This is a genomic window from Gloeocapsa sp. DLM2.Bin57, from assembly GCA_007693955.1.
GTDB lineage: Bacteria > Cyanobacteriota > Cyanobacteriia > Cyanobacteriales > Gloeocapsaceae > Gloeocapsa.
In genome coordinates this window covers 41,086-55,747 of sequence record RECR01000044.1, presented here as the reverse complement: position 1 = coordinate 55,747, position 14,662 = coordinate 41,086, and the positions used below count along the sequence as shown (strand labels likewise).

Genomic DNA, 14,662 nt, shown 5'->3' with positions numbered 1-14,662 from the left:
TAATTAAAAAAGTGGGGATGGGCATCGCCTCACTCAAAAACGGTCAATCATCTCTTAAGGTGAAAGATAAGAAGCCTACACCATAATCTTTGATTCGGTGTAGGAGTATGTCACTAATATCTTCCTTAAATAATGTCCAAGTGTGAGAGTAGTTATCAGCTAAACGTTGTAATCTGACTGGATCTAGTTCAAATCCGTAAATATTTCTCACAACATGGCGAAAACTGAGGTATTCTTCTAATAAACGGGCGTTTTCTTTACTTAAAACAGGGGGACGATGATCTTGTTCTGTACTCATCCGAGTTAAGAGACGTCGATGCCAATCATAGCCCGATGGTAACCCTCCATTGAGTTCAGAGGCAATAATCTGAAAGATTCGTTCACAACCTGTATAAAAGTTATGCAATTTTAAGGCTAAACTTTCCCAGAAAATAGCCTCAAGTTGGGGATTTTTAGGTATTTCTGTTTGGATAAACTGAATTTGTACCTGTAAAACACTGATTTTGTCGATTTCACTGTTGATGTCTGTGATAATCTCCCGTAATTGTGTCGCTGTCATCTGACGCATAGATACACTCTCCTGTTGCTATTACTTTCTTGAGAAAATGTTCATCTAGAGATTCTAGAGGTTTTAAATCTACAGGGCGATCGCTGATATGATTAACTTTGGCTAAGGCTTCAAAATAAAGACTCTCAGGAATACCTGCTACGGCTAAATCAAGATCTGATTCGGCGTGAAAGTTGCCTTTTACCAAAGAACCAAATAAAATAATCTTTTGAATGGGATATTCTGCAATTAATAACTCGGCGATCTCTTGTACCTTCTCTCTAGCTGCTTTGGCTAGCTTCTGGTGATATTCTTGTTGCCTTTGTTGTCTTTTTCGCCAATAGTCTAGATATGGTATAGAGTTAGTCATTTGCTTTGGGAACTACTGATGACCTTAACTATCTATAATACTCTGACTCGTCATAAAGAAGCTTTTCAATCTATCGAACCTCAGCGGGTGCGTATGTATTGCTGTGGTATAACTGTTTACGATTATTGTCATTTAGGTCACGCGCGTACTTGTTTAATCTGGGATGTAGTACGGAATTATTTACAATGGCGCGGGTACAAAGTTCAATATATCCAGAATTTCACCGATATAGACGATAAAATCCTCAATCGAGCTAGATTAGAAGGTACATCGATGGAAGCGGTAGCAGAAAGGTTTATTGAAGCTTATTTCGCTGATATGGAGAGTCTCAAGATTAACAAAGCCGATGTTTACCCCAGAGCAACCCATAGTCTCGATGGGATCAAAAATTTAATCACTCAACTAGAAATTAACGGTTACGCTTATCAAGCAAATGGGGATGTTTATTACGCTGTAGATAAATTTACAGATTATGGTAAGCTTTCAGGTCGTAAATTAGAGGATTTACAAGCAGGGGCTAGTGGTAGAATAGAAGCAACAGAAGAAGCTAAAAAAAAGAACCCTTTTGATTTTGCTCTCTGGAAAAGTGCTAAACCAGGTGAACCCTCTTGGGATTCATCCTGGGGAAAAGGTCGCCCTGGCTGGCATATCGAATGTTCAGCTATGGTAAAAGAATACCTTGGAGAAACTATCGATATCCACGTGGGAGGCAATGATTTAATTTTCCCACATCATGAAAACGAAATCGCCCAATCAGAAGCAGTAACTGGTAAACCCCTAGCTAACTATTGGCTACATAATGGTATGGTCAAAGTTGATGGGGAAAAAATGTCTAAATCTCTAGGGAATTTTACCACTATTAGGGATTTATTGGCTCGTCCTGTAGATCCGATGGCGGTGCGTTTATTCATTCTTCAAGCCCATTATCGCAAACCTATTGACTTTACTAGCGAAGCTTTAAACGCTGCTGAAGCGGGATGGCAAACCCTTCAAGAAGGTTTATTATTGGGAAGTAATTTAAACTGGCAATTACCCTCTTTAACGATTATCCCAGAAATTGCTCAACGTTTCCAAGAGGCGGTTGATGATGATTTTAATTTCTCTGAAGGATTAGCTATTGTTTTTGAAATAGCCAAAGAATTACGCAAACAAGGTAATTTACTCCGACACCAGGGGGAAACTACTATACCCCTAGAAGATTTACAACAACAATGGGCGACTTTAGTTGAGTTAGCCGGAGTATTAGGCTTTATCCTTGAGACTAAAACAGAAGTAACCCCAACAGGTTTAACCGATGCTGACATAGAAGCTATTATTCAACAACGTCAAGAAGCCCGTAAACAGAAAAACTACGCCGAAAGCGATCGCCTTCGGGATGAGTTGCAAAAAGCAGGAATCACTCTCATTGATAAACCAGGAGGGGTAACCGATTGGTATCGTGAGTAAGGATAACACCAGCAGTATCACCTTAGAGAAATAACCTCAGCTTGACTAGACTCTCTAGCTACTCTCACTAATAATCCTGCTAGAAATAAACTAGAAACCATAGAACTACCACCATAACTAAACAAAGGTAGAGGTAAACCGGTAGTTGGTAAAACTCCTGTAGCAACTCCAATATGAAGTATTGATTGTCCAACCATAAAAACCATTACCCCGATCGCGATTAAAGCATTGATTCTGTCTTGAGATTTAGTAGCCACACGAAAAGCTACTGTAGCATAAATACTCAGTAAAATTAACAATAAAATACTACCTACGAAACCAAACTCTTCAGCAAAAACAGCAAAAATAAAATCTGTAGATTGAATCGGTAGATAAAACAATTTTTGTTGAGATAAACCTAAACCTGTTCCCCAGATTTTCCCTGATCCTATCGCTAAAAGACTCTGTACCAATTGATAACCGTTTCCCAAAGGATCAGCCCAAGGATCAAGAAAAGACGTTATTCTCATCCGTTGATAACTTTGTAAACTGATACTAATCAAAGCCATGATTAACCCCGCGATCGCTGTTCCCCCCAAATAACCTCCAGGTAACCCCGCAGCCAAAGCGATTAACCAGAATCCCATCCCACACAAAGCCGTAGTACTTAAATTAGGTTGTTTTAAAATTAGTAGTAAAAGTATCCCAAATAAACAGATCCAGAAGATACGTTTCCAAGGTTTAATTTTCAGCCAATTAGCAAATAGTACAGCACATTGTAAAACCAACCAAGGTTTAATCAATTCCGAAGGTTGAATCACGATAAATTTTAAAGACAACCAACGAGTCGCACCATAAACAGTTGTACCCAATCCAGGTACAAAAGTCAGAGTAATTAAAACCAAGACAATTAAAAAACCCCAGGGAGCAAAATCCAAAATCTGCTTAATAGGAGTTCTAACAATCACATTAAATAAGATACCCCCAATCGCGAACCAAATTAACTGTCTTTTTAAATAATATAGACTGTCATCGAAATTAACATAACCCTCAGCCGAAGAAGCCGAATAGAGACTGACTAAACCAATCAACAACCAAATAAAAGTCAACCAATGTAAAAAACGAGCGTGATGAGACCATTGATTGACTTCAGGAGTAACAAAAGGAATTAGATAGCGGAGTATAAACATTATTTAGAAAAGTAAGTACTCATTATTTCTGGTAAAATTTGGTCAAAAGCATTGAGCCTAAAACTAGGGGGTAAAAGATTGACTACTCGCGTAATTATTGTCCGTCACGGTCAAAGTAACTATAACGTCCAAAAACGCATACAAGGGCGTAGTGACAAATCTGTGTTAACCCGTAAAGGTGAACAAGACGCCCAAATACTAGGAGAAACCCTGAAAAATTACTCACTAAGTGCTATTTATTGTAGCCCATTACAACGGGCTTTGAGTACAGCCCAAATTATCCAAGGTTGTTTAGCTAATTCTCCTACCCTTAAATCCCTAGAAAAACTGCGAGAAATCGATCTACCTCAATGGGAAAACATGGTTAAGACAGATGTAGAGCAACAATTTGCTCAAGATTATCATACCTGGAAAACTCAACCGCAACAGTTGACTATGACTAGAGTAACTCCCGAAGGTAGTGAGGAATTTTTCCCTGTTTTATCACTATATCAACAAGCTGAGAATTTCTGGCAAGAAACCTTACCTCAACACGAGGGAGAAACTATTGTGATCGTGGCACACAATGGGATTAACCGTTGTTTGATTATGAGTGCACTAGGTATTGATCCTGAATATTATCACTCTCTGCAACAATCTAATTGCTGTATTAATATCTTAAACTTTACTGGTAAATGGGGAGACCCCGTACAACTAGAATCTCTTAATCAAACTGCTCATTTAGGTGTCGCTATTCCCCCGACGCGATCGCCCCAAAATCCCCTACGTCTCTTATTAGTGCGTCACGGTGAGACAGAATGGAATCGCGCAGGACGTTTTCAAGGTATCAAAGATATTCCCCTTAATGAAAAAGGTAGGGAACAAGGAAGACTCACAGGAGAGTTTCTCAAAGATGTTCCCTTGACTTTCGCTATTTCTAGTCCGATGTTACGTCCTAAAGAAACCGCTGAGATTATTTTACAGCATCACCCCCATCTTATCTTAGAAACTTTTGCTGATTTGGTAGAAATTTGTCACGGTCTTTGGGAAGGTAAGTTAGAAACTGAAATAGAAGCTGATTACCCTGGCTTGTTACAAGCTTGGAAGGATACCCCCGAAACCGTGCAAATGCCAGAAGGAGAGAATTTAACTCAGGTTTGGACAAGAGCGATCGCCTGTTGGCAAAATATAGTTAAAACTAAAAGTAGCGCTGCTGAGCCTCAAGTCGGTATAGTTGTAGCTCATGATGCTATTAATAAAGTGATTATTTGTGCTTTATTAGGTTTAAATCCTGCTAATTTTTGGAATATTAAACAGGGTAATGGCGCAGTGACTGTCATTGATTATCCCCAAGGAAGTGAAGGTAAACCTGTTTTACAAGCTATGAATCTTACTAGTCACCTTGGTTTTGGTATTCTTGATCAAACTGCAGCTGGGGCTTTATAAAATGTGGTGATCACCTCTATGCTGTATCTAGATAAAAGGCAATGAAACAAGAATCTCCCGTTATAATGCGGTAGCATTTAGCTCCGGGAGTGTCAATGGGTTTTGAAGACGAGTCGGAAGGGTGACCTTCCCACTTAGTTTAATAATTTTACATTCTTAATTGTTCATTTTTCATTTTCCTATTCCCTAATGAAAAAATCTCAGGTATATTAATGAATAATATTTTAAATCAAGCAAGTCAAGGAGTAACTAAGAATCTCTCATCTAAACCAACTCCTGACAAAGTTGTTGAAGCTTTACTATTAGCTGAAAAAAATAATAGACAAAAACAACAGAGTTATCAATATCAACAGTTAATCGGTAAATGGCGTCTCTGTTTTATCACAGGAACTCAGAAAACTCGTCAAAAAGCGGGAGTAATTCTCGGTGCGGGTAAATATATACCCCCATTTGTGAAGATCTATCTAACTTATTCTGAAGCAAATATAGGTGTAAATAATACTGTTAATTTAGCTGGAATTAATCTTACTTTAACAGGACCAGTTAAATTTCTTAGTCCTAAAAATATTCTTGCTTTTGATTTTACCAGAATTAATCTAGGGCTATTTAATAAGAACATTTATCAAAGTTATTTAGGAAAAGGTCAAGAAAAAGAAATGAAATTCCAACAAGAAAGAGTTGCCAAACAAGCTTTTTTTAGCTACTTTTTAATAACCGAAGAAATCTTAGCTGCCCGAGGTAGAGAAGGGGGATTAGCTTTATGGGGAAAAGAGTAAAAATTGGTTATGGTTTAATAGCAATTGTCAGCTTATTAATCACAGGAACTACTGCAGAAACTCAGCAGAAAATTGAACTAGAAAAACTTTCTGGGGACATTAGTTTAAATTTAAGAAATGGCTTGTGGAAAGATTGGTCAGGAGAAAGAGTTTATCAAACTATTACCGTTGATTTAACCTGCTCGCGCGGTGAATGTCAATCCACAGCTTGGGGTTACGCACCGAGTTTTCATCAAGATTTAGATCATTTAGGAACAGTAGAAGTCTTAGCAACAGAAAATATCTGGCGTCTGAAGGTTAAATTAGCTGTACAATCTTCACCCTGGACACCAGAAGAAACAGCCACAGCCGATTATATCATCGAATTGATACCCCTTGACGGAAAATTAATCGGTAGTTACGCAGGGGATTTTAATCGAGTACCCGTAAGAGGACCAGTTACAGGAATAGTTAAGAATCATTCTTCTCAACCAATCCCCAATCACCAACCTATAACCAAAGGTGAACATCCACGCTTAATTTTTCGTAGAGAAGAAATACCCGCAATTCGCGCTAAAATCCAAACAGAATTTGGACAACAAATCATGAACAGGTTGTCTGAAGCTTTAGAAAGTGAAATCTATTACGAGGGAATCGCACCTAATGGGGGCTCTCACGCAGCTAGTCATTGTTTTCTCGCCTTAATCAACGATGAACCCGAATCAGCGGCTAAAGCCTGGGAAATAGTCGAAAATACCTTAAATAATCCCGGACCTAGATTATTAGAAAAATCAACCATTACCCAAGGAATAACATTAGCCTATGATTTATGTTATCAATATTGGGACGAAACACAAATTAATCGTTTAACCACCTGGTTAGAGACAGAAACTACTAAACTACTCAATGGAGATACTCACCAAAGGGGTTGGAATGGTAATGCTTGGAGTAATTGGAATGCAAGAGCTAGAGGAGCAGCCGGATTAGCAGCTTTAGCTACTTTAGGGGAGTCATCCGAGTCTAGTAAACAGGTAGAAATTGCCAGAAGGAATGTACAAAGATATCTCCATACAGCTTTAGGCGATCGCGGTTTTGGGACAGAGGGAGATTTATATACTCGTGAATCCCTAAACGGTATTTTACCTTTTTTCCACGCTTATCAAGAGGTTTTAGGTCAAGATTTAACTACTAATTCTCCCTTAGTTTGGGTTATTCCTCATTATCTCAATCGTATGGTTAAACAAGGTCAAGAAGTGTCTGTACCAGCTTATGGAAGACATCGCATTGCACCAACGGGAGATTTATTAGTATTGAGTTGGCAAACCACACCTGCAGAATTTCTCCCCGCTGCATTATGGGTATTTGACGAGTACTTTACTACGAATGGCGTAGGCAATTTTGGTATAGATAATCATCAACCTCATCTAGCTATCTACGCTCTCACGGGTTATCCTGAAGGAATCAGAGCCGAAAATCCTGCTAGATTGATACCTAGGGTACAGGCTGATTCAGTCAGAGGTTTTGTAACCTGGCGTAATCAATGGCGGGATGAAAACGACTTTGTCAGCAGTATCTATCTTAAACGTAATCCCCTAGGTGCTTCTTGGTCTTATCCCGATGTGGGTAGTTTTCGGATCTGGGGTTTAGGGGAACGCTGGGCAATTTCAGGACCAGATCTACCCGAACCTGAAAACGAAAACGTTCTGATGCTGTCTCAGGGGGCTTTTTGGGAATCTGCAGAGCCAATTTTTTGGCAAGCTAATCCCAATGGTTCGGGTATAATCACCCTGAAAACCAATAATGTCTTTAAACCTGATAGCGCTCTTCCTTTGGGGATTACCGCATTAAGAACTTTTGCTGTAGATTATAGTGGAGTAGCTGGAGTACCTGGATTATTCGTGGTAGTCGATCGCTTAATGGGTGCTGTAGATAACGATTATTTTCAAGATAATACCTGGATTATGCACACCCCAGGAAAGGTAGAAATAGAGGGAAATACTTTTATGATTATTTCTGCTTCTGGTGCAACTATGAAAGGTACTTTTATAACTCCAGTATCGGTAAACATTACTTATCAAACCACGGAAACAGGAGGGGTAATTCAAGCTACAGGAGATGATCGCTTTTTTGTGGTCATGACAGTGCAATCACAACCACCACCAGAGTTAGAAATTGTTGGTACTGGTTTAAATTCCCTAGTAAAAATCGGTAATCAAACTATTACTGTGACTGAAGATGGGGTTAAGTTTTCAGTTTTTTGATCTGATACATTTATACTTAGGTGTTAGGTTTTAGGTGTTATTATTTCTATATAATATACTCCACTCCCTATTGCCTGTTGCTTTACCTCACAAATAAGTATGTTTTTAGAACAGGATCTGGTATTACCTCTTATCCCCTTGGCACCTCAATCCTGACGAGGACGAAAGATATGAGTATGTTCAGGGTGATAGAGACGCGATCGCGTTTCTAATTGTTCTTGTCTAGTGCGCAAAGCTGGACTAATAATATACATAGTGGTACGAACTAATTTTTCACTCCTAGTTAAACTAGCCATTTCTGTTAAAGGAACAACCCATATCTGTTCATCAGGCCAACCCACACGGAAACACACAGCTACTGGTGTATCAGGGGGATAATGTTCTAAGAGTTTTGCTTGAGCTGTTTCTACGTGACGTGCAGCAAGATATAAACATAAACTAGCTTGATGAGCTGCTAAACTAGCTAATTCTTCTTGGGGTGGTACGCTAGAAGCGTTACCACTAATACGAGTTAAAATGATCGTTTGTACTAGATCAGGTATAGTTAATTCTACCCCTAATTGGGCTGCTGCTGCTTGAAAAGCGCTAATCCCTGGAACTAGTTCAAAAGGTACGTCAGCTTTAACTAAAGCTTGGATTTGCTCGTGAATCGCGCTATAAAGGGTTAAATCTCCCGAATGGAGACGCACAACCGCTAAATCAGCTCGATATCTTTCAATCATTAGGGGTATAATCTTCTCTAGGGTGAGATTAGCTGTAGCGATTAACTCGGCATCGGGGCGGACATCCTGTAAAATCTGTTTAGGTACTAGAGAATCAGCGTAGAGTATAACATCAGCTTGAGTGATGATTTTTTGAGCTTTGACGGTTAATAATTCTGGATCACCTGAACCTGCACCGATGAGATAAACTTTGGGATTAAGCATTAAGATAAACTATTTTTGGCTTTAATACTTCTTCTATTAAACTACCAATTCCGAGAAATTCTCCTACTGAGTTGGTGACTACTAAATCAGATTTTTCCTCACCAACAGTGAGATTAAGTCTGATTTTTTGTCCTTGATACCAATTTTGGGTTAATTCTGGAGTCAGGGTAATCTTTTCTAAGTGTTGTAAAGCGACTAAGGGAGGAATCAAATTAAAAGTACCCTGTTGCAGTTGAGATTCTAGATCTTCTAGAGTTAAACTATCTTCTAGAGAGAAACCACAACTACGGGTACGAGTTAAACTAGCTAAAGTAGCTTCTATATTCATACTAGCACCTAAATCCCTAGCGATCGCCCTAATATAAGTTCCTCCTCCACAAGCGATCGCCACTTCTAATTCAGGATAAATCCCGGGATACCAACCCAATATCTCTATATCCTCAATAAATACTGTTCTGGTGGGTACTTCTACTTGTTCACCTTTTCTAGCTAATTCATATAATCTTTTCCCACCTACAGAAATAGCGCTATAAGCTGGGGGGATTTGTGGGATTTCTCCTTTAAAATCAGGTAATTTAGCCCGAATATCACTTAAGGTTAACCCGATTGGGGGGTTTTGACTAATTACTTCTCCCTCTAAATCATCAGTAGTTGTACGCACTCCAAAACGGATTCTGGCGCGATAAGCTTTATCAGGAGGTAAAAAATTTAATAACCGAGTCGCTTTACCTACGGCTATTGGTAACACTCCCGTAGCAAGAGGATCTAATGTTCCCCCATGTCCTACTTTTTTTAATCCTAACAACCTTCTCACTTTCGCTACACAATCATGAGAAGTCCAACCCGAGGGTTTATTTAAGTTCAAAAAACCTAGCATTCTATATAAAAACCAGAGGTTTATCCTGTAAAGGTGCAAAAGCTTCCGCGTCAAAACGGTAGAGAGTAGCCGGTCTTCCGGCCCCACGTGAGGTTTTCTCACCAGTATCGAGTAAAAAGCCTAATTTCAGTAAACGACTGCGAAAATTGGAATAATCAGCAAAATTTTCCCCCATCACGGTACTATAAAATTGGTATAAATCATTGAGTGTAAATACTTCTGGTAAAACTTCAAAAGCGATGGGACTATATTCGAGTTTATTACGCAAACGTTGATAACCGTAGGTGATCATCTCATTGTGATCAAAAGCTAATTGGGGGACTTTTTTGACTTCGTGCCAACTGCTATATTGATTAAAAGGTGTGAGTAGTTTAGCTTCGGGATATCTGACTAAAGCAAAATAACTCACCGAAAGATAACGACAACCAAAACTAGCGGGTGATTCTCGTGGATCGCGGTTTGGTCCACCAAAGGTATATAATTGTTCTAGATAAAGGTTATTGACGATAATTTTTTCAGCTAAAGTCCGATAAGCTGTTTCTTCTAAAGATTCTCCCTGACGTACTAAACTTCCTGGTAAACTCCATTTCCCTAAAAAAGGCTCTTCTCGTCTCTTGACTAAGAGTACTAAAAGACGATTAGTGTTATTGTCGATGGAGAAAATAACGTTATCAACTCCAACTTTAAAGTCTGCTAGTGGTTGACTCACAACTGCTGATATAATCCCTTCTGGTTGATATAATTAGCTACAGCTTCTGTTAGCATAGTTTGGTCTCCCTTTTCACGGTAGTTAGTGGAGGAGATGTCGGGAACAGCAAAATTGGCGATCGCGTATTTCCCCCCTAAATTACCCAACTTACTTAAAGATGGATTCTCTAGAGCATACCCTTGACGAGGTATAATCAGAATCTTAACTTGTGTGAGTAACTCCTCGATTTTATACCAACTCCTGATCTGTTCCACTAAATCTGAGCCTATTACTATAGTATATTCTGCTTGTTCTCCCCAAATCTGTTTAGCTTGCTTGAGACTATTGAGACTACGGCGATCGCTTAGTTCTTCTTTGAGGATAATCTTGTCTGAATTAGCTATTTCCCCTATTAACAAGCCTAACATTTTTTGACGTTCTACTAAATCAGCTTGATGTTGTTTGAAGGGGTTATCTGAAGCCCATACAGCTACTAGATCGTAATTTTGGGTTAATCCAGTGAGAATCCCCTGATGTCCGGCTGTTGGTGGATCTGCACTTGTACCAAATAGGGCTATTTTTAGGCTTTTGGGTTGATTTTCCGACATTTTTTACCAAATATAAGGAATCAAATTTGCACTCTTTTCTTGATATTCTGGATAATCTGGGTATTTCTCTGTCATAGTAGCTTCTTTTTGTTTAATTCTTTGATAATAGAGGATAGCGATGGATAGGGGTAAAATATATGACCACCACGAACCTGATATTATACAAAAGCTTAGATAACGTCCTAAATCTCCAAAATAGTTAATATTTCGCGAAAAACGCCAGATATTATCTTTTACTAAACCCGCACCCATTTCTTTAGCGATTAACTTCTGAGTATCTGCTACTGCATTGATTAAACTACCAAAAATATAGACAGGTAAAGCTATAGCTACACTCAAATAAGATATCCCTAGAGGATTACGAAAAGCTAAATAACCTGGCAAACTGTAAAACACACCTACAACTAGTAAAATCAAGATTAATTCTACAATAGTAATTTTTTCCTGAAATATTTGTTCACTTCTCGGAGGGAAAAACCATTGTTCCACCAACCACCACAAACAATAGCTGATGTGAAGACTTAAGTAAATAACCTGACGTAAATCAGAGATACCGTAAATTAGAGCGTAACCCAATAATAGTAAAACTGTTAAAATCTTAGCTAAATTAATTCCTGTTAATTGATTTAAGGTCATACTACTAGCTTTTTATGAAAATTAATCTTTATTATAACTGTTTTAGGTAGATAAGTTTTAAGATGTTGGTTAAGTTAATTATCTATTGGGATAGCTTGGTTACACTTGCTAGATATTTGTTAAATTGATATTTAATTATAACTAATTTTATCTAACCAGTTGTAATCTAGTTGACTGAAAAACTCAGTTGCTGTTTGACTATTAACGGGTTTGGAAAACAAATAACCTTGTGCTAACTTACAACCCAATTCTTGCAAAAAAATATGTTTGGTGTCTATTCAATAAAATTTATCTGTTTAAACTGGAGAGGAGAAATATTAATATGTAAATCTAAACAAGATAGTTCGGGATAATCTTCTAACCAGACTTGTAACTGACGACAAGCTTCATTTAATACCCAATTTCCCAAATGATTAATTAGCCCAGTTTCTTCTGCTCGGGAAATAAAGGTATGAGAATAAATTAAACCACGGGTAGGATGTTGCCAACGTAACAAAGCTTCAAAACCTGTCAATAATCCCGTAGAAAGAGAAATAATTGGTTGATAAAAGAGGCAAAATTCTTGATTATCTATAGCTTTACGTAAATCATTTTCTAACTCTAAAGTTAATACAGCCTGATTCTGCATTTCTGGAGCAAAAATAATCCATCTTTTTACTTTTTGGCTACACAGATGAAATAAAAAAGCTTACAGTATAATCTTTGATTCGCTGTGGGAGTATGTCACTAAATTAAGGTAATTTAACTAAACTTTGTGTTTTTCTCTGTTGAAATAACCCTGATTCCTTGCTATATTAGCGACAGAAAATTTAACTATCTAATGAGCTATTATGCTTTCTAATCAAACTCTCGTGTTTAATAAATTAGTAGGAATAACTGCTACTGTAGCTACCGTTGGGTTAACCCTAGCTACAGTCTCTCCCGCACAAGCTCAAACTCTCACTCTAAGTGTCAATGGTAGTATAGAATCAGGAAATTTACTCGGTACTACTTATACAGGTACTTTTAGTTTTGATGAACCTGTAGGTTCAATGGGCGAGGTTTTTGTCCCTGTCGATTCTTTAAGTATTACTTTTACTGATACCGAAGTTCCCCCCAATACAGCAACCTTTACTGAAGCTGATATGCCTAGTGGACCTGAGGTATTATATTTAGATGGTGATTTACTAGGTCTATCATTCTCTGTTGAAGATGCTCAATTGGGTACAGTTACTTTTGACTTCACTTTTAATCCTGGTTTTACAGAAGTGGGTCAAGCTAGTCTATTTTATAATATACAAGGTGGTGGTAGTGGTACTGGTACTGCTGAGTTTGAAGTTGTTCCCGAACCTACTACCATGTTAGCTAGTTTTGGTATTTTAGGTGTGCTTGGTTGGTATAGACGTAGATCTAAAAAACCAAGTAGGTAAGATTATTTTGGATTGGCGAAACACCCCTTCTTCGGGTAGGTTTTTAACCATGAGTAGATCCGAGGTGGGGTATTTCGTTGCCTGTAGGGATGCGGTACTCACTAAATAAGTTAAGATAGTTAAGGACAAAAATATAAAAAATTCTGTAAAATTTAAAACAATGTCTTTACCTATAGTAGCAATTATTGGCAGACCCAATGTGGGAAAATCTACCCTAGTAAATCGTCTCGCTAAAGATAAACAGGCGATCGTGCACGATCAACCGGGAATAACCCGCGATCGCACTTATCAAACAGCCTTTTGGCAAGATCGAGACTTTACCGTAGTGGATACAGGGGGTTTAATCTTCTCTGATGATAGCGAATTTATCCCCCAAATACGAGAACAAACGATGTTAGCTCTCAATGAAGCTACAGCAGCAATTTTGGTAGTAAATGGGCAAGAAGGGATAACCGCAGGAGATGTAGAAATAGCCACTTGGTTACGTCAACAGTCTGTACCAGTATTAGTAGCAGTGAATAAGTGTGAATCCGAAACTAGTGGAATGTTACAAGCTGCGGAATTTTGGGAATTGGGATTAGGAGAGCCTATACCAATTTCAGCCATACACGGAAACGGTACAGGAGAACTACTAGACGAGTTAATAACCTATCTCCCTACTACCACAGAAATAGAAGAAACCCCCGAAATCAAAATAGCGATCGTGGGCAGACCTAATGTGGGAAAATCTAGTTTATTTAATAGTCTCACAGGAGAAAATCGCTGTATAGTTAGTCCCATCTCAGGAACAACCAGAGACGCGATCGATACCGTTATCGAAAGAGAAGGACAAATCTACCGTTTAATAGATACCGCAGGAATTCGTAAAAAGAAAAACGTCGAATATGGGGCAGAATTTTTTAGTATTAATAGAGCCTTTAGAGCTATACGTCGTTCAGATGTAGTGCTATTGGTTTTAGACGCCTTAGACGAAGTAACGGATCAAGACTTAAAATTAGCAGGACGTATTCTAGAAGAAGGTAAAGCAGTAGTATTAGTGATCAACAAATGGGACGCGATCGAGAAAGACTCCTACACAATTTACGAATATAAAGAACTAATTAATAGTAGGCTTTACTATCTAGATTGGGCAGAAATGATTTTTGTCAGTGCTAAAACAGGTCAAAGAGTCGCCAAAGTCCTAGAATTAGTGCAAACAGCAGCCACAGAACATAAACGTCGCGTTAGTACAGCAGTAATTAACGAAGTTATCCAAGAAGCGATCGCCCGTCAATCACCCCCTACCAGTCGTCAGGGAAAACAAGGTAAAATCTATTACGGAACACAAGTAACCAGTGGACCACCCACCATCGCCCTATTTGTCAACGATCCTCAACGTTTTAGCGAAAACTATCGACGTTATATAGAACATCAATTTCGTCGGCAACTAGGGTTCACAGGGAGTCCGATTCGGTTACTCTGGAAAGGTAAAAAAGTCCGTCAAGCAGAAAAAGAAAGCGTTAATCGCGCGACCAAAGTCTAGCTAGAGGGTAGAATAAAAAAAAC

At 38.5% G+C, this 14,662-nt stretch carries 15 protein-coding genes; 6 read left to right on the top strand and 9 right to left on the bottom strand.

The window, feature by feature from the left end; all coding sequences use genetic code 11:
- Positions 1–43 precede the first annotated feature (43 nt).
- A complete protein-coding gene (locus EA365_03665) occupies positions 44–568 on the bottom strand; it encodes a hypothetical protein (GenBank protein TVQ47579.1) in 525 nt (174 codons plus the stop codon).
- The gene (locus EA365_03660; GenBank protein TVQ47578.1) at positions 513–917 is read right to left on the bottom strand and encodes a nucleotidyltransferase domain-containing protein; all 405 of its coding nucleotides are present in this window, start codon (positions 915–917) and stop codon (positions 513–515) included. The genes EA365_03665 and EA365_03660 overlap by 56 nt, the downstream gene beginning before the upstream one ends.
- Before the next feature lie 18 nt (positions 918–935).
- Here EA365_03660 and EA365_03655 point away from each other — a divergent pair, with 18 nt between their 5' ends.
- Complete coding sequence (locus tag EA365_03655) at positions 936–2,363, top strand: cysteine--tRNA ligase (protein TVQ47577.1); 1,428 nt, start codon at positions 936–938, stop codon at positions 2,361–2,363.
- A 17-nt stretch (positions 2,364–2,380) separates the two neighbouring features.
- Here the strand turns inward: EA365_03655 and EA365_03650 are convergent, their stop codons facing one another.
- A complete protein-coding gene (locus EA365_03650) occupies positions 2,381–3,535 on the bottom strand; it encodes a cell division protein FtsW (GenBank protein ID TVQ47576.1) in 1,155 nt (384 codons plus the stop codon).
- A gap of 75 nt (positions 3,536–3,610) precedes the next feature.
- Between EA365_03650 and EA365_03645 the strand changes: the two genes are divergently transcribed.
- From EA365_03645 to EA365_03635, 3 genes are all read left to right on the top strand, one after another.
- A complete protein-coding gene (locus EA365_03645; GenBank protein ID TVQ47575.1) occupies positions 3,611–4,957 on the top strand; it encodes a histidine phosphatase family protein in 1,347 nt (448 codons plus the stop codon).
- A 212-nt stretch (positions 4,958–5,169) separates the two neighbouring features.
- Complete coding sequence (locus EA365_03640; GenBank protein TVQ47574.1) at positions 5,170–5,733, top strand: hypothetical protein; 564 nt, start codon at positions 5,170–5,172, stop codon at positions 5,731–5,733.
- A complete protein-coding gene (locus EA365_03635) occupies positions 5,718–7,973 on the top strand; it encodes a hypothetical protein (protein ID TVQ47573.1) in 2,256 nt (751 codons plus the stop codon). Before EA365_03640 ends, EA365_03635 begins: the two co-directional genes overlap by 16 nt.
- A gap of 146 nt (positions 7,974–8,119) precedes the next feature.
- On the opposite strand, the gene cobM is transcribed toward EA365_03635, so the two are convergent.
- From cobM to EA365_03605, 6 genes are all read right to left on the bottom strand, one after another.
- Positions 8,120–8,899, bottom strand: a complete 780-nt coding sequence (gene cobM, locus EA365_03630; GenBank protein TVQ47572.1) for a precorrin-4 C(11)-methyltransferase — start codon at positions 8,897–8,899, stop codon at positions 8,120–8,122.
- Positions 8,892–9,776: a tRNA pseudouridine(55) synthase TruB gene (gene truB, locus EA365_03625; GenBank protein ID TVQ47571.1), complete on the bottom strand. Its 885-nt coding sequence runs from the start codon at positions 9,774–9,776 to the stop codon at positions 8,892–8,894. Before truB ends, cobM begins: the two co-directional genes overlap by 8 nt.
- 1 nt (position 9,777) lies before the next feature.
- Complete coding sequence (locus EA365_03620) at positions 9,778–10,500, bottom strand: NUDIX hydrolase (GenBank protein ID TVQ47570.1); 723 nt, start codon at positions 10,498–10,500, stop codon at positions 9,778–9,780.
- A complete protein-coding gene (locus tag EA365_03615) occupies positions 10,482–11,072 on the bottom strand; it encodes a nicotinate-nucleotide adenylyltransferase (GenBank protein ID TVQ47569.1) in 591 nt (196 codons plus the stop codon). Before EA365_03615 ends, EA365_03620 begins: the two co-directional genes overlap by 19 nt.
- Positions 11,073–11,075: 3 nt before the next feature.
- Positions 11,076–11,708, bottom strand: a complete 633-nt coding sequence (locus EA365_03610; GenBank protein TVQ47568.1) for a DUF1295 domain-containing protein — start codon at positions 11,706–11,708, stop codon at positions 11,076–11,078.
- A 274-nt stretch (positions 11,709–11,982) separates the two neighbouring features.
- A complete protein-coding gene (locus EA365_03605; protein ID TVQ47567.1) occupies positions 11,983–12,336 on the bottom strand; it encodes an EAL domain-containing protein in 354 nt (117 codons plus the stop codon).
- Positions 12,337–12,538: 202 nt separating this feature from the next.
- Between EA365_03605 and EA365_03600 the strand changes: the two genes are divergently transcribed.
- Both EA365_03600 and EA365_03595 read left to right on the top strand, forming a co-directional pair.
- Positions 12,539–13,117, top strand: coding sequence for a PEP-CTERM sorting domain-containing protein (locus EA365_03600; protein ID TVQ47566.1), 579 nt, complete (start codon positions 12,539–12,541; stop codon positions 13,115–13,117).
- Positions 13,118–13,277: 160 nt separating this feature from the next.
- Positions 13,278–14,639, top strand: coding sequence for a ribosome biogenesis GTPase Der (locus tag EA365_03595; GenBank protein ID TVQ47565.1), 1,362 nt, complete (start codon positions 13,278–13,280; stop codon positions 14,637–14,639).
- Positions 14,640–14,662: the final 23 nt, after the last annotated feature.

Bases quoted from the DNA above. Each gene is read 5' to 3' on its own strand.
- EA365_03665 (TVQ47579.1), bottom strand. From the start codon at position 568: ATGCGTCAGATGACAGCGACACAATTACGGGAGATTATCACAGACATC.
- EA365_03660 (TVQ47578.1), bottom strand. From the start codon at position 917: ATGACTAACTCTATACCATATCTAGACTATTGGCGAAAAAGACAACAA.
- EA365_03655 (TVQ47577.1), top strand. From the start codon at position 936: ATGACCTTAACTATCTATAATACTCTGACTCGTCATAAAGAAGCTTTT.
- EA365_03640 (TVQ47574.1), top strand. From the start codon at position 5,170: ATGAATAATATTTTAAATCAAGCAAGTCAAGGAGTAACTAAGAATCTC.
- EA365_03635 (TVQ47573.1), top strand. From the start codon at position 5,718: ATGGGGAAAAGAGTAAAAATTGGTTATGGTTTAATAGCAATTGTCAGC.
- cobM (TVQ47572.1), bottom strand. From the start codon at position 8,899: ATGCTTAATCCCAAAGTTTATCTCATCGGTGCAGGTTCAGGTGATCCA.
- truB (TVQ47571.1), bottom strand. From the start codon at position 9,776: ATGCTAGGTTTTTTGAACTTAAATAAACCCTCGGGTTGGACTTCTCAT.
- EA365_03615 (TVQ47569.1), bottom strand. From the start codon at position 11,072: ATGTCGGAAAATCAACCCAAAAGCCTAAAAATAGCCCTATTTGGTACA.
- EA365_03610 (TVQ47568.1), bottom strand. From the start codon at position 11,708: ATGACCTTAAATCAATTAACAGGAATTAATTTAGCTAAGATTTTAACA.
- EA365_03605 (TVQ47567.1), bottom strand. From the start codon at position 12,336: ATGCAGAATCAGGCTGTATTAACTTTAGAGTTAGAAAATGATTTACGT.
- EA365_03600 (TVQ47566.1), top strand. From the start codon at position 12,539: ATGCTTTCTAATCAAACTCTCGTGTTTAATAAATTAGTAGGAATAACT.
- EA365_03595 (TVQ47565.1), top strand. From the start codon at position 13,278: ATGTCTTTACCTATAGTAGCAATTATTGGCAGACCCAATGTGGGAAAA.